This window comes from Arcobacter pernae (genome assembly GCF_049472135.1).
In the GTDB taxonomy this organism is placed as follows: Bacteria; Campylobacterota; Campylobacteria; order Campylobacterales; family Arcobacteraceae; genus Arcobacter_B.
In genome coordinates, this window is record NZ_JBMOVV010000004.1 from 67834 (window position 1) to 88064 (window position 20231).

The window sequence follows — 20231 nt, forward strand, 5'->3', positions numbered from 1 at the left end:
TTAAACCTTTATATTTTTTATATAATCTACAAAGCTATCTTTCTCTAAAGGCTTTTTAATCATATTTAAACTCATATTTTTTATTGATAAAGGAACATTACCATCATGAATAATAGTAAGATTTCCTTTTATTCCACCTAAGGAATCATTGATTGTTTTCTCATCTATTTTTGAGATATCAAGTAATGAAATATTAAATTCATTGCTATTATTTAATCTTAAAAATTCATCTATTTTAGTTACTTGTTTTACTTCAAAACTTTTACTTAACTCAACAACAATGCTCATAAATGAAACAGGATCATTGTTTAGAAGAAGTATCTTTTTATTTACTTTTACCATTTGCTCGTAATTTAGCCCTTCATTGACTTCGTAACTTACTTTATCTTTATTTTTAGGAATATCAACTTTAAATATACTTCCTACATCAACCTTACTTTTAACACTTATTTTTCCACCTAATAAATTTAAAAGTTCTTTACAAATAGCAAGCCCAAGTCCTGTACCACCATATTTTCTCGTAGTACTTCCATCAGCTTGTTTAAATCTATCAAAAATATGTTCTAATTTTTCTTGAGGAATACCAATACCATCATCTTTTACTAGAATTTCTACCATATCGACATTATTTCTTACTAAAAATTTAATTTCACCATCTTTTACGAATTTAAGTGCGTTACTTAAAAGGTTTTTTACGATTTGTTTTAGCCTATTTTTATCAGTATAGATATCACCAATTGTACTATCACAAACAAAAGTTAATTTAATATTTTTCTCAATAACTTGAGGTTCAAACATATCTTTTATTTCTTTCATTACTTCACAAATACTAATTTGTGAATAATCAAGAGTTAACTCCCCTGCTTCAAGCTTTGAAATATCCAATACATCATTTATTAAATATAATAAATCATTCCCACAACTATTAATAATCTTTAAGTTCTGAACTTGTTTTTCACTTAGACTATCATCTTTATTTTTCATCATAACTGATGAAATTACATTAATAGAGTTTAGTGGCGTTTTTAATTCATGACTCATATTCGCTAAAAAATCTGTCTTATATTTGTTGGCATTTTCTAGGTCATGTTTTTGTTTATCTTGAATCATTGTAAGCTGCTTCATATTGATATATGCTTCATTAATTCTTCTAGACATTTGGTTAAATGTTTCTGCTAGTTTACTTAACTCATTATTTTTACTATTTTCTATTTCTACTTTAATTTCATGAAATTCTTGGACATCATAGTCATTAGTTGCTTCAATCATCTTATTTAAGGGAATAGTTAATAACTTATTCGCAAAATATATAAATAAAAACCATAATATTAAAGCTGAAACAATAACATTTATCAAAATTAAGTATATAGCTTCTTGAGTTAATTCTCTAATCTCTTTTTCTGAAACAAAAAGAGTAACTGTTCCTAATACTTCATCTATACCATTTTCAAAATTTTTAAGCTCAAAACTATGAGTTATCATATTGTCATCATACTCAATCTCTTTAGTTGAAGTATTTTCGAAAACAAACTTATCAATATTTGAAAATTTTGATAAAACTTTTCCTTTTATTGATATTATTTCATTAAAAGGAGTTAATATTACTATTCCTTTTATTGTTTTTGCATCAATAATTGCTTGTATTTGTTCATCAATTTTTTTCTTATCAAAAACCCAAACAGTCTTTGATAAAAGTGTCTTAAAAGATTGTTCAGTATTTAACATATCTTTTTTGATTAAATTTTTTGCAAAGTTATACTCTGTATATATTTGAAAACTTGTAAAAATTACAACAAATAATAAATATGCTAAAAATATTTTTTTGAAAAGTAAAAATCCTATGGTATTTTTGAAATTTTTAACAAATGTATCTTTTTTCATAATCACTCTTTTTATAAACTATTTATTAAATCAAATAATTTTTCATTCTCTTTATTTGTTATTATATATTGTTTATACTCTTTATTGGCTTTGTTTGTTCTATTTTGTTTGTTATTATCTATTTTCTTAAAAAAGAAATTATCCCTAACATTTTTTTTAAAATCAGTTGGTTTCACCCATAGAACAATCCAATTTGGAAAACATCTTTTTACATACTTCTCACAACTATTCTTAATCCAAGGCTTTAATATATAATCTAATCTACTTTTAGGAACTATTTTTAAATTAAACTCATAATCATCTGAAAGCTTATTTAACTTTGCTAATAACTCATAAGTCTCTCCCTTATCTTGATTTACTATATAAGGTGGGATTTTATGATAAGTATAAACTGTAACAATTTCTTTAGCAAAAATGTTTGTAGAAAGTAAAAAAATAATTAAAACTATAAAATTTTTCATCATTACTCCTTATATAATATAATAATCATAAATAGTATCAGAAAAGTATTATTTTATAGATATTTTATATTACTTCTTTAATAATCTTTTTTTTGGTAGAATACGAAAAATTTTTTACGAGATACAAAGAGATATAATGACTAAAAACGAATATGATTTAAATATTGAAAAACTAATAAAATGGGCCTATGCCTACTATGTAGAAGATAATCCAATAGCAACTGATGAAGAGTATGATAAATTAGCAAGATTATGTTTAGCTTATGAGCAAGAAAACCCAAGTCAGTCACACCCAAATTCACCAAACAAAAGAGTTGGAGGAATGGTTTTAGATGGCTTTGAAAAAGCAAGTCATTTAAGTAGAATGTGGTCGCAAGAAGATGTATTTAATACAAAAGAGCTTGAAGACTGGATTAATAGAGCAAAAAAAGTAAATACTAATTTAGAGTTTTATTGTGAACCAAAGTTTGATGGAGCAAGTTTAAATCTTATTTATGAAAATGGTTTCTTAAAACAAGCAATTACAAGAGGTGATGGTAGTATTGGTGAAGATGTTACAAATAATGTAAAGACTATTCACTCTATTCCACTACAAATAGAAGAGAAATCTCTTTTAGAAATCAGAGGTGAGATTGTAATCAAAAAAGCTGATTTTGAAAAAATAAATGAGTTAAGACTTAAAAATGACGAACCACCTTTTGCAAACCCTAGAAATGCTGCTTCTGGAAGTTTAAGACAACTAGACCCAAGTATAACAGCAAAAAGAAAGCTGTTTTTTAATGTTTGGGGTGTAGGTGAAAACTCTTTAGATTTTACTAAAAGTAGTGAACTTATGAATTATATCTACTCTCTTGGTTTTGTAAAACCACCTTTACAAACTATAACTTCAAGTGTAGAAGGAATAGAAGAGATTTATCACGAGATAATCAAACAAAGAGATAGTATTGAAATGATGCTAGATGGTATGGTTGTTAAGATAAATGATATAGAAACACAACAAGAATTAGGATATACAGTAAAATTCCCTAGATGGTCTTGTGCTTATAAATTCCCTGCTGTTGAAAAAACTACTAAAATTAAAGATATTATTCAACAAGTAGGAAGAACAGGAGTTATTACACCTGTTGCTGTTGTTGAACCTACTCATATTGATGGAAGTACAGTTGAAAGAGCAAGTTTACATAACTATGATGAAATCCAGAGACTTGACTTAAGAATAAATGATGAAGTGATTATCATCAAAAGTGGAGATATTATCCCAAAAATTACAAAAGTATTCCATGATAGAAGAGATGGGAGTCAAGAAGAGATACAAAGACCTACAAACTGTCCTAAATGTGATAGTGAACTTTTAGATGAAGGTACTTTAATTAAGTGTCAAAACTTAGATTGTCCAAGTATTGTTACAAACTCTATTATTTACTTTGCTAGCAAAAACTGTATGAATATCGATGGTCTAGGAATCAAAATAGTTGAACAGCTTGTAAGAGAGAAAAAAATTTATGATATTTTAGATTTATACTCTTTAGAGTATGAAAATCTTGCTGATTTAGAAGGCTTTAAAGAGAAAAAAATCAATAATCTTCTAAATGCAATTGCTAATACAAAAGGTGTTGAACTTCATAGAGTTATAAATGCCTTAGGAATTGAGCATATTGGAGAAGTTGCTTCAAAACAGATTTGTTTAGAATTTGGTTTAAATGTAGTAAATATTGATATTGATTCACTTATTGCCTTAGATGGTATTGGTGAGCAAATGGCAAAATCTTTTGTAGAGTTTATGCATGTAAATAAAGAGTTAGTATTAAAACTTCTTGATATTATCAAACCAAAAGTAGAAGAAAAAGTTGAAATTGAAGAAAACAACTTCAAAGGTAAAACAGTAGTACTAACTGGAACAATGAGTCGTTCAAGAGGTATTATCAAAAAAGAACTAGAAGCTTTAGGAGCAAAAGTTAGCTCATCAGTATCTAAAAAAACTGATTATTTAATCTATGGAGAAGATGCTGGAAGCAAATACGATAAAGCTGTTGATTTAAAAGTTACAACACTTACAGAAGAGCAAATGCAAGAGATGATTTAATCTCTTGTATTTATTTATTATTATCAATTATATTTTCTAAATCAATTAATAACTCTTCTTCCTCAACTATTTTTTTATACTCTTCACTTTTTTTGATTACTTCATGCAAATCATCATTTATATTATCAAGATTATCTAACATTCCATTAACTTTATCATGTTCTAAAATTAGGTTATCTCTTTCTTTTAAGTTCTCTTTTGTAGCTCGTTTTTCTTCAAAAATTTTAATATAAACTCTTAATTTTTGACAAAGTATCTCATCATCAATTGGTTTACTAATAAAATCAACAACCTCTGGTGAAATACTGTAAGCTTTTTTCTTATATTTATCATCATGATAAATTCCAGTGATTAATACAACAGGAATATCTTTTGTAGCTGAAACAGCCTGTAAATACTCAACTAATTCAAACCCATCAATTTCAGGCATTTGTATATCACTTAAAATTAAATCAACACTATTTTGCATAATCTTAAAAATTGCATCTTTTGCACTTGTTGCTTCTAAAATCTCTAAATTCTCAAAATTACTGTTTAATAAAAACTTTAAAGTATAAATATTATCTTCAATATCATCAATAATTAAAATAGTGAACTTTTTCATAGTTTTTCCTTTATATAAGTTAAAAGTTGATCTTTTATTTCATTTTTTTTAAATATCATTTTTGTCCTATCTTTTATGTCTATAATCAAATTTTCATCCTCATAAATCAAAATAGCATTCCTTAAATCTAGTTCTTTTGTACTATCAATAATATTTTCATCTAAATCTATTATTAATAAGTCATTTTTATTAGCTTCTTCAATCAATGAAGCAAAACTTCTGAAATTTGTAGCTTGTTTTACTGTAAAATCTTTTGCTAATTTAGTAACTATACTTAAAAAGGCAACTGGGTCATTATTTAACAAATAAATATTTTTATTTGAAGGTTTTAATATTTCTTTATTTTCAAAAACAAAACTCTCTGATGTTTCACTTTTTTCTGGTATTGTAGCTTTTGAAACAGAATTCTTTTTTATAGTTGCTGTAAAAACTGTACCTTCATTAAAAACACTTTGTACATATATATCTCCACCCATTAAATTACATAACTCTTTGCTTATTGCTAATCCAAGCCCAGTTCCACCATATTTTCTAGTTGTTGAAGAGTCAGCTTGCTTGAATCTGTCAAATATGTGCTCCAACTTACTACTTTCAATTCCTATACCATCATCTTTTACGATAATCTCCATATGTAAATCATCTTTGCTTCTAACAATTAATTGTATTTTTCCTTCTCTTGTAAACTTTAAAGCATTACTAAGTAGATTTTTTATGATTTGATTCACTCTATTTTTATCAATATTTACAATACCAATTGATTCATCACAAGATACTTCAAAAGTTAAATTCTTTTGTTTTGCTTGAGGTCTAAACATATCATCTATTTCATCAATAAATTCACATAAATTAATAGCTTGATAATCAAGTGTGATTTCATTTGCTTCAAGTTTAGAAATATCTAAAATATCGTTGATTAAATATAGTAAATCTTTTCCACATCTATTAATAACTGTCATATTTTTTTGATACTCTTCATCAAGTCTATTTTGCTTATTTTTCATCATCACGGCTGAAATTACATTAATTGAATTTAGAGGTGTTTTTAACTCATGACTCATATTCGCTAAAAAGGCATCTTTTGCTTTATGGGCTTCTATTAATTCATTTTTCTGTCTATTTAGTTTTTTTGCTAAATCTTTTAGTTTATTACTTCTTAAAGTTAAATCCTCTTGCATTTTACTAAGTGACCTAGCTAGTGTACCCATCTCATTTTTTGCATCTTTATAAGGGATTTCTGGTTTTTTATTTTGACCAATTTGTTCTGCTACATCAGATAAAGTAGTTAACCTTTTAGTAATCTTTGAACCAATTATGAAAGATAAAAGTGTTGAAAATAATATCTCAACTAAAATAATTGTGATAGTATTATTCTTATTATTTGAAATAAACTGCTTACTCTCACTTGTATCAAATACAATATACATTGTTCCTAGTTTTAATTCACCCTCTTTTATTGGTTCAACTTTAATATCATAGTATTCGTTATCAATTTCTAATTTAAAAGAATCTTCTTTTTTTATTAACTCCTCTAATGATAAATGATGAAAATTATAATCTTTAGAAATTATTTTATTTTGTAAATCTAAAATAACAATAGAATCTATATAACTTAAACTTGTTGCTTTAAGTATTAAATTATCAATAGTACCTACATCATAAATACTTAAAGGTATTTTCATAAGTTCATCTAAAAAAGTAATATTAGATTGAATATTTTGATTAGTTAATTTATTTGATGAGTTATTAATTGCAATAAAATTCATTGATACAATTAATATAATAAAAAATATTTCTAATAGTACAAATGATACAATGAACCTATATTTAAATGACATTTTCAATCCTTTTGTAGAATTATTATAACATCCAATAGTATTAAATTAATATCATTTTTCCTAAAAAAACTTATATTTTAATAAAAGTAATATGTTACTTTTATATACACATTTTTTTGGATTTTATAAGAAAAAATAAAGTTTCGTTCTAAAAATGTTACTTTTTTATATAGTTTTCAAAACTATATACATAATTATTAAAATTGCTATGTTTATACTACGCTTTTATTTTATAATAAATCAAAATTTAACAATAATTAATAATAGAGGTTACGAAATGAGCGAAGAAGTAAAAAGAGAAAAATCATTAACAATGACTATGCTAATGACTCCAGATAAAGCTAACTTTTCTGGAAAAAATGTACATGGTGGTGAAATTTTAAAAATGCTAGATCACGTTGCATATGCTTGTGCTGCAAGATATACAGGAATGTATGCAGTAACATTATCAGTTGATATGGTATTATTTAAAAATCCAATTAAAATAGGTTCTCTTGTTACTTTCCATGCATCAGTAAACTACACTGGTAGAACATCAATGGAAATTGGTATTAAAGTTATTTCTGAAGATATTAAAGATCATACTATCAAAAATACAAACGTATGTTACTTTACAATGATTTCAGTAGATGAAAATGGTAAACCAACACCAGTTCCAAAATTAGAGCTTGTTACTGAAGATGATAAAAGAAGATACAACGACGCTATTAAAAGAAGAGAAATTAGAATGGAATCAAGACACGCAAAATAGTCTTGATTTTTCTTTTATAAAAAAAGGGGATAGATTTTCATCTATCCCCTTTTTTTTATGATATTAAAATAGTAAATGATATGTTAAATCAAAAAAGACTATTTAGCCTCTTTTGATTCGATAAATTCTTCATAAGAACCTTTGAAATCTAAAATTGATCCATCTTCTTGGATTTCAATAATTCTATTTGCAAATGCATCTAATAATTCCCTATCGTGAGAAACACAAATTACAGAACCAGGATATGCTAATAATCCCTCTCCAAGTGCAATAATTGCTTCTAAGTCTAAGTGGTTTGTTGGCTCATCTAAAACCATAAAGTTTGGTTGTTCTAACATAATTTTAGATAACCACATTCTATGTTTTTCTCCCCCTGAACAAGACTCAACTTTTTTCTCTTGCTCTTGACCGTTAAATAACATTCTACCTAAACAGTTTCTGATTTCATTAATATCTGCATCTCTATCAAATGATCTTAACCAATCATAAAGTGTAATATCACCTGAAATTAAATCTGTTGCATTTTGAGGGAAATATCCATTTTGAATAGTAGCTCCCCAGTGAATATCACCAGCATCAGCTTCAAGATTTTGAACAATAATCTCACATAAAGTAGTTTTACCAATACCATTTGGTCCAATTAGTGCGATTTTATCACCTTTTTCTACTGTAAATGAAATATCATTTAAAACAGTTTCACCATCATATGACTTAGAAATGTTATTTACACTTAAAAGCTCTTTACCAACTTCTCTTTTTTGTTTAAAGATAATTGATGGGTCTCTTCTTGAAGAAATCTCAATAGCACCCATATCAAGTTTATCAAGTTGCTTTTGTCTTGAAGTTGCTTGTTTTGCTTTAGAAGCATTTGCAGAGAATCTAGCGATGAATTTTTCTAACTCTTCTTTCTCTTTTTGTTTTTTACTCATATCAGCTTGAGCTTGTTTTGCTAAAACTGTCGAAGCTATATACCAATCATCGTAATTTCCAGTAAATTCTCTAATCTTTTTAAAGTCAACATCTAAAATATGCGTACATACTGCATTTAAGAAGTGTCTATCGTGAGAAATAACTACCATTGTACCATCATGGTGTTGTAATTGATTTTCTAACCAACCAATAGTTTCAATATCAAGGTTATTCGTAGGCTCATCTAGGAATAATACATCTGGTTTTGGATATAAAACTTGTGCTAATAAAACTTTGAATTTATCTCCACCTGTTAATGTAGACATTAAATCATTGTGAGTAGATGAAGGGAAACCTAAATCTTCTAAAATTTTTGTAATCTTTACATCATACTCATAAGTTGGATCTTCTTCAACACAAACAATTTCTAACTCTGCTAATCTGTTGTTTACTTCATCAGTAAACTCAGGACTCATATAAAGTTCTTCTTTCTCTTTGATTGCATCATATAGTCTTTTATTTCCTAATAATACTGTATCAAAAAGTGTATTTTGCTCATATTTAAATTGGTTTTGCTCTAATGTTCCAACTTTTTTACCATTTTGAACTTGCACTTCACCTTCAGTTGCATCTTCAATACCTGATAAAATTTTAAGGAATGTAGTTTTACCAGCACCATTTGCACCAATAAGACCATATCTTTTCCCCGTATCTAGTTTAAGATTAATATCTTGAAATAGCACTCTTGGACCGAATGCTTTTTTTAAATTTACTACTTGTACCATAAAAAAATAACTCCAAATCTGTAATATGAGGCGATTATATCCAATTAAAGCTGATGTATAATTTATACCAATAAAACTACAATAAATATGCATAAATAATAGAAGAAGTAATATTTCTAAACTCTTGATTATCATCAAATGTTTATTATTTAACTTTAGTTATAATTATAATAATAACATTATAAAGAGTTACATTAATGCAGAATATTTCTATCAAACTTAAACTAATAATACTTATTAGTTTATCACTTCTAATTTTGGCTTCAACTTTAGGTATTGTCTCTATAAAACAAATGAAAGAGACTTTAATTGAATCAAACTACTCACAACTAACAGCAGCAAGAGATTCAAAAATTAAACAGCTTGAGGATATTTTTAAACTATACAAAAAACAAATTTATCTTTTAACTCAAACAAGTTATACAAAAGACATAACTAAGGATTTTTTAGCTGTTCATGAAGAGTTAGGTGTTGACCCTTATGCAAAGTTTCCAATAAATAACAAAAAAGTAAAAGCCATGCTACCTAAATGGGATGCTTTTTACAAAAGTTATACTGATACATACCCATTTGATGATGTTTATATCATTTCAGCTGATTTAGGTCATGTAATCTATACATATGGAAAGAAAAATGATTATGGAACAAACTTAAGTAATGGTGAGTTTAGAAATAGTGGTTTAGCAAAAGTTTGGGAAAAAGTAAAAAAATATAAAAGAGTTGTTTTTTATGATATGAGTGCTTATGAACCAAGAAATGGTGAGCCAAGTATGTTTATTGCTGCTCCTATTTATATAAATAAAGAGTTCAAATCTGTTTTAGTATTTAAACTTGACAATCAAAATATTCAAGATATTATGAAATACAGAAGTGGATATTTAAACTCTCATGAGGACTATTTAGTAGGTAGTGATTATTTAATGAGAAGTGATAGTTTCTTATCTCCAAATACACACTCTTTAGAAAACTCTTTGAAATACACTCATACAGGTTTTGTAAAAACAACAGCTGTAAAAGAAGCATTTAGAGGAAATAGTGGAACTAAAGTAATTAAAGGTTATTTAGGAAATGAAGTATTATCTTCTTATACATATTTTGATATTGATGAAGAGTTAAGATGGGCAGTTGTTGCTGAGATTAACTTAGAAGATGTACTTAAAAAGCCTAATGAACTTAGAGATACTATGATTGTAATTACATTAATCTCTTTCTTAGTGATTATGGTTTTACTATATTTTGTAATTCAAAAATATATTATCAACTCTCTTAGTAATTTCCAAGAAGGTTTATTAAACTTCTTCAAATTCTTAAATAGAGAAACAACTGAAGTTAAACTTTTAGAAGCTAACTCAAATGATGAGATTGGAATCATGAGTAACGCTGTAAATAAAGGTATAGACAGAACAAGACAAAATATTGAGAAAAGTGATATTGAAACTTGGGTTAAAGACGGAGTTACACAATTAAATCAAATTCTAATTAACTTAAAATCAGTAGGTGATGTAAGTCATGAATCAATTAAATTTATTAGTACATATATAAATGCAGGTGTAGGTGTATTCTATTTTTATGAAGAAGACAATAAAAAATTAGAGCAATATGCAAGTTTTGCCCATGTAATAAGAGATGAACTTTCAACTTCATTTAATCTAAAAGAAGGTGTTGTAGGACAAGTAGCATTTCAAAAAGAACCTATTTTATTAAAAAACATAAAAAAAGATCAAAATTTAATCACAACAGGAACAGTAACTCAATCTTCATACAATACTTACACTTTCCCATTAGTATACAATGATGAACTATTTGGTGTAATTGAACTTGGTTCATTTAATGAGTTTAACAAGCAAACATTAGAGTTCTTAGAAAATATTACTAAAGCTATATGTATTTCTTTATCAACAGCTGTTCAAGCAAATAAAGTTCAAAAACTTTTAGAAAACACAAGAATTGCAAATGATAGATTAGAAAAACAACAATTAGAGCTTCAAGAAGCAAATGCTCAAATGGAAGAACAACAAGTTCAATTAGAAGAAGCAAATGCTAATATGGAAGAGCAACAACAGCAATTAGAAGAAGCAAATGCTAATATGGAAGAGCAACAACAACAGTTAAAAATCTCTGAGCAAAACTTAAAACTTCAAAATCAACAATTAGAAGAAACAAAAAAAGAGATTGAGAAAAAAGCTGATGAATTAGCAAAATCTGGAAAATACAAATCAGAATTCTTAGCAAATATGAGTCATGAGTTAAGAACTCCATTAAATTCTATTATTTTACTTTCTTCTTTACTACAAAAAAATAGTAAGAAGTCTTTAAATAATGATGATATCAAAAAAGCAAAAACTATTTTTGATTCAGGAAATGAACTTTTAAGACTTATTAATGATATTTTAGATTTATCAAAAGTTGAATCAGGGAAAATGGAAGTTATTGTTGACAACTTTACTAGTAGCGATTTATTAACTCATCTAAAAGATACATTTGATTTCACTGCAAATGATAAAAACCTTGAATTTAATATCATTGATGAATATAAAAATACTATTCATAATGATAAAGATAGAATCTTACAAATACTAAGAAACTTAATTTCAAATGCCTTCAAATTTACAAAAGAAGGTTCTATTACAGTAAAAATTGAGCCTTCAAGTGATTTAGCTCAAGAGTTTAAAATTAGTGTAATTGATACTGGTATTGGTATTCCTTCAAATAAACAAGAAGATATATTTAAAGCCTTTACACAAGCTGATGGTGGAACTAGTAGACAATACGGTGGTACAGGTCTTGGACTGTCTATTTCAAGAGAATTAGCAAAACTTTTAGGTGGATATATTAGTTTAGAATCAAAAGAAGGGAAAGGAAGTATCTTTAGTATTGATTTACCTAATTTAGAATCTAATACAAGTGTTAAATCTACATTTGAAGATACAGGAAGCTTTAAACTTGAAAGTAACGATATTTATAAAAAAGCACAATCTACATCAAAAGAAGCAAATGATGATAGAAAAATCATGACTAGTAAAGATGAAGCTTATCTAGTAATCGATGATGATGAAGCCTTTGCAAATATTGTTTATGAAGAAGTAAAAAAAGAGAATAATTTTGTTTTAGTAGCATATGATGGTACAACAGGATTAGAGTTAGTTAAAAACTATAATATTAAAGGAGTTTTACTTGATTTAACTCTACCTGATATGGATGGAATTGAAGTTTTAAAACAGTTAAAATCTCAACCTGATACTAAAAATATTCCTGTTCATATCATCTCTTCTAAAGATAAAAATAAAGAGACTTTAGAACTGGGAGCAATAGGATATTTACAAAAGCCTGTTTATGATGGAGATATTAATAGTGTTATCTCATCAATTGATTCTTTCCAAGAAAAAAAGATTAAAGACTTACTTATAGTTGAAGATGATAAAGTTCAAAGAGAAGCTCTAATTGAACTAATTGGAGAAGGTGTAAATATAAAAGGTGTTAGAACTGCTTCAGAAGCAATTGACGAAGTAAAAAAAGAACTTTATGATACTGTTGTTGTTGATTTAGGATTAATGGATGGTAGTGGTTATGAAGTTTGTGAATATATTAAAAATGCACACCCTAACCTACCAATTATTATATATACAGGTAAAGATATTAGCAATCAAGATAAACTAAAACTACAAGAATATAGTAATAGTATTATTATCAAAACAGCAAACTCAAATGAAAGAATTTTAAATGAAATAAATCTATTCTTACATAGAGAAGATGAACCAGCTGAGTCAAATAACGAAATCTTTGATGCTATTAATCTAAAAGATACAAATATTTTAATTGTTGATGATGATATTAAAAATATCTTTGTTTTAGATGCTGCGTTAAAAGAGTTTGAAGCAAATACATTCACAGCATTTAATGGTCAAGAAGCATTAGACTTCTTAAAAGACAATAATAGTATTGACTTAATCTTAATGGATATTATGATGCCTGTAATGGATGGTTATGAAGCTATGGAAAAAATTAGAGAAGATGATAGCTTAAAGCATATTCCAATTATTGCTGTTACAGCAAAAGCAATGAAAGAAGATAGAGAAAAATGTATTAGTCTTGGAGCTGATGATTATATGTCAAAACCAATTGATTTAAATATATTAGGAAATTTAATTAAGGTTTGGAGTACTAAAAAACATAAATGAATATAGTAGCACACGAACAAGATAATATTTTAAAAATCATTGTTCAGAAGATACAAAAAGGTGATGTTGAAACTCTATTATCTTATTTAAATAGTAATGTTGAAAAAATAGAATTAAGCCTTTTGAATATACAAATGATTCCAAAAGAGCTTATTATAGCTCTTAAAAAACATGAGAAGAAAGTTGATATATTTACAAATGAAACAACACTAAAAACGTATTTAATGAACCTTGGTTTTACACTAAAATATAAAGATATATACAATGAAAAACCTAAAGCATTAAATTTACAATATATAGCAATTGGTGGAAGTGCAGGAAGCTTATCAAAATTTATAGAGATTTTGAAAGCTTTACCTAAATCACAAATTTCTATATTTATAATAATGCACCAAAAACCAGATAAACAGACGCATTTAAGCTCTATTCTGCAAAAGTTTACAAACAACTATAATGTAGTAGAAGCAAAGTCTGATATGAGAGTTGAACCAAATACTATTTATTGTGCTCCTGCTGGTAAACATATGATAGTTGCAGGGAATTTTATATTTTTAACGGATGAAGATAAAAGAAACTTTTCTAGGCCTTCGATAAGTACTAGTTTTGAGTCGTTATCAAATGAATATAAAAGTACCTTACTTGCTATTTTAGTTTGTGGCTATGGTGCAGATGGTAGTGATAGTTTAGAGTGTTTAAATAAAAATGGCTCAACTGTTTTAATTGAAGACCCAAAAGAGTGTGAAGCTAAAGCAATGTTAGAAAATGCCATAGCAACTAAACTTTATGATGAAGTGTTAACTTTAGAGCAGATAATAAACTATATCAATTTCAATATAGATGATAACTTTTTTGATATAAATGATATTAAAGCCTTTTTAGAAAAAGTCTATGATAAGTACGGATATGATTATAGGGGATACAATGAAAATCATATAAAAAGAAGAATACATCTTTTCTATTCAAATTTAAAGCCTAAAAACTTTAAAGAGTTTGAAAAGATAGTTTTAAATAATAAAAGTGTGTTCAAAGATTTATTTTTAAATATCTCTGTTAATATCACAACTTTTTATAGAAATCCAAATGTTTTCAAAATATTAAAAGAAGATATTCTTCCAAAACTAGACAGTTATTTAGATATTAAAATTTGGTGTGCAGGTTGTAGTAGTGGTGAAGAACCCTACTCTATAGCAATTTTCTTAAAAGAGTTAGGATTATTAGATAGAAGTTTGATTTATGCAACTGATTTAAATGATGTTATTTTAGAAAATGCAAAAAATGGACTCTATTCAAAGGAGAGTTATAATAGGTTTTTAAAACACTATTATCAAGCAGGTGGGAATCAAAGCTTTAGTAAGTATTTTACTAATCACAATGACTTTGTAGAAATAGATGAAAGTATAAAAGATAAGATTCTATTTTTTAAACATAACCTTGCTTTAGACTCAAAACTAAATGAGTTTCAGTTAATTTTTTGTAGAAATGTATTGATTTATTTTGATACAGAACTTAAAAACAGAATTTTTGATTTATTTAAAGACTCACTTGACTCTTACGGCTTTTTAGTTTTAGGAGAGAGTGAATCTTTAAACAGCAATAAAAACTATATAACAATTGATGAAAAGAATAAAATATATAAGAGGAAAATATGAAAGAAGATATAACAGTATTAGTAGTTGATGACGTAGAAGCCAATAGAGTATCTTTACAATACTTAATAGATGAGTATTTAGAGAATATCAATTTATTATTAGCTCCAAGTGGAGAAGATGCATTAAAAATTACATATAAAACAAATGTAGATATTATAATTTTAGATATACAAATGCCAGGACTTGATGGTTTTGATACAGCGAAGTATTTAAAATCAAATCCAAAGACACAAAACATTCCTATTATATTTTTAACAGCTGCATTTAAAGAAGAAGAGTTTAAACAAAAAGGTTTTGAAATTGGAGCAATAGATTACCTTACAAAACCAATAGATAATCATCAATTTATTAATAAACTAAAATTATATATAGAAGTAATTATAAAAAACAAACAACTACAAGCAGTAAATGAAGACTTATATCAAGCTTTACAAAAAGAGATTCAATTAAAAGAGAGAATAGAAAAACAACAACTTGAACTAATTGAGCAAAGTAAAATGGCAGCTTTAGGAGAAATGATTGGTAATATTGCCCATCAATGGAGACAGCCTTTATCAGTAATCTCTACATGTGCTTCAGGAATGCATTTAAATATTGATTTAAATCTTATGAAAAAAGAGGATTTAAAAAAGAATATTGACATGATAATGAAAACAACGCAAGATTTATCAAATACAATAGAATCTTTTAGGGATTATACAAATAAAGAAAAGTTTATGAGTTTCTCTTTAAGTGAGACTTTACGAAAATCTATTGATTGTGAAGATTATATATTATCTAAGAACAATGTAAATGTTATTTTTGATTTACAAGATGATATTGTTTTAGAAAACTTACCAAATAGTTTATTCCAAGCTATTGTAAATATTGTTAGAAACTCAAATGAAGCATTGGCAAAAATAGATACTCAAAGATATATATTTATTGAATCAAGAAGAATCGAAAATAATAGAGTAGAAATAGTTATAAAAGATAATGCTGGTGGAATTAAAACAGAGTTTATTAATAAAGTATTTGAACCATATTTCACAACAAAACATAAATCTCACGGGGTTGGACTTGGATTAAATATCGTTTATAAAATCATTCATGATTCAATGTGTGGAAAAGTAAAAGTTAAAAATAGTAGATATGATTATGAAGGAACTAAATACGAAGGTGCCTTATTTACAATCGAATTACCATTAAGCTTATAAGGTTTTATTGATATAAAATGATATTATTTTGATACTATTTATTTGTATAATTCCAAATATTATATAAATATTAGGATCAAAATGCAAAGAATAAACTATAAGACCACATATATATTATTATATATGTTTGTAGTTATATTTTCAATATTTATTATTGAATACTTCTCAGAAATAAAAGACAAAACAAATATCAACAAAATCTCAGCTGCAAAATTTGAAGAAAAGTTTCTTAACCATGAAAACTTAATAGAAAACTATTTAGACAACTACAAAAAAGCTTTACTTTCTATTTCAAAAAGTAAGACTCTTAAAAGCTATATCAATGACAAAACAAATAAAAAAGATATACAAGAGCTTTTTCTTACACTAAATGATACGCTTACAGATAGTTTTCAATTAAGATATATAAACAAAGATGGTTTTGAAGAGATTAAGGTTGAAAAGCTTTATGAAAAAAATAGTTCTAAATCTATAGTAATTGCCGATAATTTACTACAAGATAAATCTAAAAGATACTATTTTCATAGATTTATACAACTAACAAAAGACAATATTGGTTTATCAAAAGTTGATTTACAAAAAGAGTTTGGAAAAGTAGTTTTACCAAAAATAGCAACACTTAGATTAGCAACTTCTGTTTATGATAAAAATGATATTAAAGCAGGATTTATAGTATTAAGTCTAAACCTAGATAATTTATTTGAAATTATCAAGAAAAGTACTTTATATAATATTTATATTGTAGATAATCAAAAAAGATTTATTATTCATCCAAATAAAGAGTATGGTATATTATCAAATAATTTTAAAACACATCTATTAGAAGATGAAATTAATATACAAAATGAATCAGAATATTTTAGTAGAAAGCTAAATAACCTTCCAACAGGTCAAGACTTAAAACTTGTACTTACAACAAAATATATGAATCTTCAACTAGAGCAAAAAGAGAATGAGTTTTCAATATATTCATTGTTAATTGCATTAGCATTTGTGTTTTTACCTCTAATCTTCTATTTTGCAAGTATTCCAGAAAATTTAAAAGGAAGAATATATAGACAGACAATTACAGACCCTATAACTCAACTACCAAATAGAGCATGTTTGTTTCATGATTTATCTACTAGCAAATTTGAGAATTGTATTATAATTGTTATTCATGTAGATAACTATGATAAAGTTCAAGATGCTTATGGTTTTAAAATAGCAGAAGAGTTAATAAAAGAGTGTTCTTCATTTTTAAAACAGTTTGAGTATAAAAATTCTTTCTCTAAACTATATAAAATCTCAAAAGCTACATTTGCTTTTAAGTATCACTATGAAAGAAAAGAGAAACTGCTAAACTCACTTAATATAATCCACTATAGACTTGAAAATGAGCCTTTTAAAGTAATGAATGGTAGTTTTGAAGTTTTAATAAATACAACAATTGCTGTAAGTGATACAGAAAAACTAAATAATAATATTGAAGAGCTAAAAGAAGCAGAGATTGCATTAAGTGATGCTTTAAAAGAAAAAGTTGATATTAATCTTTTTGATAATGTTGAAAAGAAGAATATTGAAATAAATAAAAAAAATATTCTTATGGTAAATAAAATAAAAAAAGCTATTGAAAATGATAATGTAATTGTTCAATTCCAAGCAATTTACAACAACAAAAAAGAGTGTATTGATAAATATGAAACTTTAATAAGATTAAAGATTGATGATAAGATTATCTATCCAGGCGAGTTCTTAGAAATTGCAAAAGAAACAAAAAAATACAAAAAGCTTACTATGATAGTAATAAACAAAGCTTTTGAATATTTCAAAGATAAAGAAGATGTAGAGTTTTCTATAAACTTAAGTATGGAAGATATCTCAAATTCAGAAATAAGAAATCATCTATTCTCTCAAATTAAAAAATATAACTTTAGAAATAGACTTGTACTTGAAATAGTTGAAACAGAGGCTATTGATAATTATAATAACTTCTTAGAGTTTATAAAAAAGGCTAAATTTTTAGGTTGTAAGATTGCTATTGATGATTTTGGAAGTGGTTATTCAAACTATGAGAATATTGTAAAATTAAGTGAGTATATTGATATTTTAAAGATTGATGGCTCTTTAATACTTGGCTTAGATAATAATCCAAAAAGACAACTTCTAATAGGAACTTTAAAATTCTTATGTGATAACTTACATATTCAAACAGTAGCAGAGTATGTAGAGAATAAAGAGCTTTTTGATTATGTAAAATCTATGGGAATTAACTATTCACAAGGATATTATATAGGTAAATCTGAAGATGAAATTAAAGCTGCTTAAGCTTATAATTCCACTTCAAAAGCCATTTTTAGGACATCACTTTCAGTAAGTTCTTCTTTGCTTCTTGGTTTTGGATTTTTGATTAGTAAAACTTTTTGTTTTAAATCATCTAAATGGTACTTTTCAAGGTTTCTAATTAAAGTATCATTTATCATCTCTTTTTTTAAACCATCTGAGTCAAGAAGTCTCGTAATAGCATTTCTTAGGTTTGCTTTTGTTCTTTCATAAACTTTCTCTTCTTCAGTTAAAGTTACATAAACTTTATCTAAATACTCCGCAATCCCCTCACCTGCATATTTATATGTAGTAACTGAATTATAAACATATTTTTGAGCTTTTACATGTGGTATAAAAACTCCCGTAAAAATTGAGCCTTGAACAGTATTAATACCATCTAAATCTTTTAAAGGATTATGAGAACAGATATAATCTTCTTTTACTATTGAAGGAGAGAATTTAAGTGAATTAATATTGTTTTTTAAAATAATATAACTTCCTGTTACTTCTTTAGGTCCACCTTTTAGTGAAGATAGTTCATTTTTAAAAGCTAAAAAGTCTCCATGAACTACTTTTGGACAACCTTCTAAAGATGTTAGCTCATTATTACTAATATCAAAGTCCCCTTCTACTTCGTTAAAACTAAGTGGAAGTTTTGATAGGTTTGCTAATCTATCTGCAAGTTTAACACTACCTTTTACATTTACAGTGTTATTATTTAAAATCTCGAAGTTTTTAATATCATGCTTAGCTAACCATCTGCTTATATCTTCTTTATTACATAAAGCAACTAATGGTTTATATACATGCGATACTACATCTTTACCTTTGTATTTCCAAAACTTCTCTTCTTCGTTGTAACTATTTGCTAGTTTATTTAATCTAACATCAGTTCTTACATCCCAGCCAATTGTATCTGCAATACCGTCTAAAGTTTTTAACAAATTTCCATTACAAATATAGTCTTGAACAACGCTAATTGGTCCACCATTTAAATCTTTGATGTAATTATGAGAACAATCAAAATACGCATCAATATATTTAGGACCACCTTTTAGTGTTTCTATTTTATTGTGTTCACATCTAAAATAGCCTTTAATTGTTCTTGGACTTCCTTTAATAGAAACAATTTGATTATGAGAGCAGTTAAAAAACCCAATAACCTCTTTTGGACAGTATGAAAGATTTGTAAGTTTATTATATGAACAATCAAAATCCCCTACTTTTACAGGAGCCCCTAAAAGTGACTCTAAATTGTTTTTTGAACAATTAAAATCTTTTCCTACTTTTTCAGGACAACCATCAAGAGTTTCCAAAGAGTTATTACTTATATCAAAATAGCCATTTACTAGTTTAAATTTAACAGGTAGTCTTTTTTCTCTTATTTTTTCATTTAAATTAACACTACCATGAACAGTAATATATAAATCATCTGAAATTGTATAATTCTCAATTGAGTGTTCATTAAGCCACTTCTCAACTGCAGATAAACTTGTCATTTCTCACCTTTAATTATATATATTAAATTTTAGTTTTTATTTGCTTTATTTCTTATTAGATTGCCTATTTTAAGGCTTAAAGATAGGTTATTTTAT

The 20231-nt window shown here is 26.3% G+C and carries 12 protein-coding genes; 6 read left to right on the forward strand and 6 right to left on the reverse strand.

The annotated features are described in order from the left end of the window. Positions 1-1881 carry a sensor histidine kinase gene (locus ACH5BF_RS05970; RefSeq protein WP_423273297.1) on the reverse strand — a complete coding sequence of 627 codons (1881 nt, stop codon included), beginning with the start codon at positions 1879-1881 and terminating at the stop codon, positions 1-3. 11 nt (positions 1882-1892) lie between these two features. After that, a complete protein-coding gene (locus ACH5BF_RS05975) occupies positions 1893-2342 on the reverse strand; it encodes a hypothetical protein (RefSeq protein ID WP_423273298.1) in 450 nt (149 codons plus the stop codon). Positions 2343-2478: 136 nt separating this feature from the next. Here ACH5BF_RS05975 and ligA point away from each other — a divergent pair, with 136 nt between their 5' ends. Then, positions 2479-4425 (forward strand): NAD-dependent DNA ligase LigA, encoded by a 1947-nt coding sequence (gene ligA, locus ACH5BF_RS05980; protein WP_423273299.1) that lies wholly within the window; start codon positions 2479-2481, stop codon positions 4423-4425. A 10-nt stretch (positions 4426-4435) separates the two neighbouring features. Here ligA and ACH5BF_RS05985 read toward each other — a convergent pair whose 3' ends face one another. Together ACH5BF_RS05985 and ACH5BF_RS05990 are read right to left on the reverse strand one after the other, a co-directional pair. Continuing rightward, on the reverse strand, positions 4436-5029 hold the full coding sequence (locus ACH5BF_RS05985) for a response regulator (protein ID WP_423273300.1): 594 nt from the start codon (positions 5027-5029) through the stop codon (positions 4436-4438). Beyond that, a complete protein-coding gene (locus ACH5BF_RS05990; RefSeq protein WP_423273301.1) occupies positions 5026-6864 on the reverse strand; it encodes an ATP-binding protein in 1839 nt (612 codons plus the stop codon). Before ACH5BF_RS05990 ends, ACH5BF_RS05985 begins: the two co-directional genes overlap by 4 nt. Before the next feature lie 277 nt (positions 6865-7141). On the opposite strand from ACH5BF_RS05990, the gene ACH5BF_RS05995 reads away from it, so the two are divergent. After that, entirely contained in the window at positions 7142-7615 is a 474-nt protein-coding gene (locus tag ACH5BF_RS05995; protein WP_423273302.1) for an acyl-CoA thioesterase, read from the forward strand. Between the two features lie 98 nt (positions 7616-7713). Here the strand turns inward: ACH5BF_RS05995 and ACH5BF_RS06000 are convergent, their stop codons facing one another. Beyond that, complete coding sequence (locus tag ACH5BF_RS06000; protein ID WP_423273303.1) at positions 7714-9309, reverse strand: ABC-F family ATP-binding cassette domain-containing protein; 1596 nt, start codon at positions 9307-9309, stop codon at positions 7714-7716. Between the two features lie 197 nt (positions 9310-9506). Here ACH5BF_RS06000 and ACH5BF_RS06005 point away from each other — a divergent pair, with 197 nt between their 5' ends. The 4 genes from ACH5BF_RS06005 to ACH5BF_RS06020 all read left to right on the forward strand — a co-directional run bounded on the left by ACH5BF_RS06005 (position 9507) and on the right by ACH5BF_RS06020 (position 18639). Further along, positions 9507-13487, forward strand: coding sequence for a GAF domain-containing hybrid sensor histidine kinase/response regulator (locus ACH5BF_RS06005; protein WP_423273304.1), 3981 nt, complete (start codon positions 9507-9509; stop codon positions 13485-13487). Beyond that, positions 13484-15136: a CheR family methyltransferase gene (locus ACH5BF_RS06010; RefSeq protein ID WP_423273305.1), complete on the forward strand. Its 1653-nt coding sequence runs from the start codon at positions 13484-13486 to the stop codon at positions 15134-15136. Before ACH5BF_RS06005 ends, ACH5BF_RS06010 begins: the two co-directional genes overlap by 4 nt. After that, a complete protein-coding gene (locus ACH5BF_RS06015; protein WP_423273306.1) occupies positions 15133-16332 on the forward strand; it encodes a response regulator in 1200 nt (399 codons plus the stop codon). The genes ACH5BF_RS06010 and ACH5BF_RS06015 overlap by 4 nt, the downstream gene beginning before the upstream one ends. Before the next feature lie 81 nt (positions 16333-16413). Next, positions 16414-18639: an EAL domain-containing protein gene (locus ACH5BF_RS06020; RefSeq protein WP_423273307.1), complete on the forward strand. Its 2226-nt coding sequence runs from the start codon at positions 16414-16416 to the stop codon at positions 18637-18639. A gap of 2 nt (positions 18640-18641) precedes the next feature. On the opposite strand, the gene ACH5BF_RS06025 is transcribed toward ACH5BF_RS06020, so the two are convergent. Continuing rightward, entirely contained in the window at positions 18642-20135 is a 1494-nt protein-coding gene (locus tag ACH5BF_RS06025) for a hypothetical protein (protein WP_423273308.1), read from the reverse strand. Between the last annotated feature and the right edge of the window lie 96 nt (positions 20136-20231).

Excerpts from the sequence above, each read along its gene's own strand:
- ACH5BF_RS05970 (WP_423273297.1), bottom strand. The coding sequence starts at position 1,881 with ATGAAAAAAGATACATTTGTTAAAAATTTCAAAAATACCATAGGATTT.
- ACH5BF_RS05975 (WP_423273298.1), bottom strand. The coding sequence starts at position 2,342 with ATGAAAAATTTTATAGTTTTAATTATTTTTTTACTTTCTACAAACATT.
- ligA (WP_423273299.1), top strand. The coding sequence starts at position 2,479 with ATGACTAAAAACGAATATGATTTAAATATTGAAAAACTAATAAAATGG.
- ACH5BF_RS05985 (WP_423273300.1), bottom strand. The coding sequence starts at position 5,029 with ATGAAAAAGTTCACTATTTTAATTATTGATGATATTGAAGATAATATT.
- ACH5BF_RS05990 (WP_423273301.1), bottom strand. The coding sequence starts at position 6,864 with ATGTCATTTAAATATAGGTTCATTGTATCATTTGTACTATTAGAAATA.
- ACH5BF_RS05995 (WP_423273302.1), top strand. The coding sequence starts at position 7,142 with ATGAGCGAAGAAGTAAAAAGAGAAAAATCATTAACAATGACTATGCTA.
- ACH5BF_RS06000 (WP_423273303.1), bottom strand. The coding sequence starts at position 9,309 with ATGGTACAAGTAGTAAATTTAAAAAAAGCATTCGGTCCAAGAGTGCTA.
- ACH5BF_RS06005 (WP_423273304.1), top strand. The coding sequence starts at position 9,507 with ATGCAGAATATTTCTATCAAACTTAAACTAATAATACTTATTAGTTTA.
- ACH5BF_RS06010 (WP_423273305.1), top strand. The coding sequence starts at position 13,484 with ATGAATATAGTAGCACACGAACAAGATAATATTTTAAAAATCATTGTT.
- ACH5BF_RS06015 (WP_423273306.1), top strand. The coding sequence starts at position 15,133 with ATGAAAGAAGATATAACAGTATTAGTAGTTGATGACGTAGAAGCCAAT.
- ACH5BF_RS06020 (WP_423273307.1), top strand. The coding sequence starts at position 16,414 with ATGCAAAGAATAAACTATAAGACCACATATATATTATTATATATGTTT.
- ACH5BF_RS06025 (WP_423273308.1), bottom strand. The coding sequence starts at position 20,135 with ATGACAAGTTTATCTGCAGTTGAGAAGTGGCTTAATGAACACTCAATT.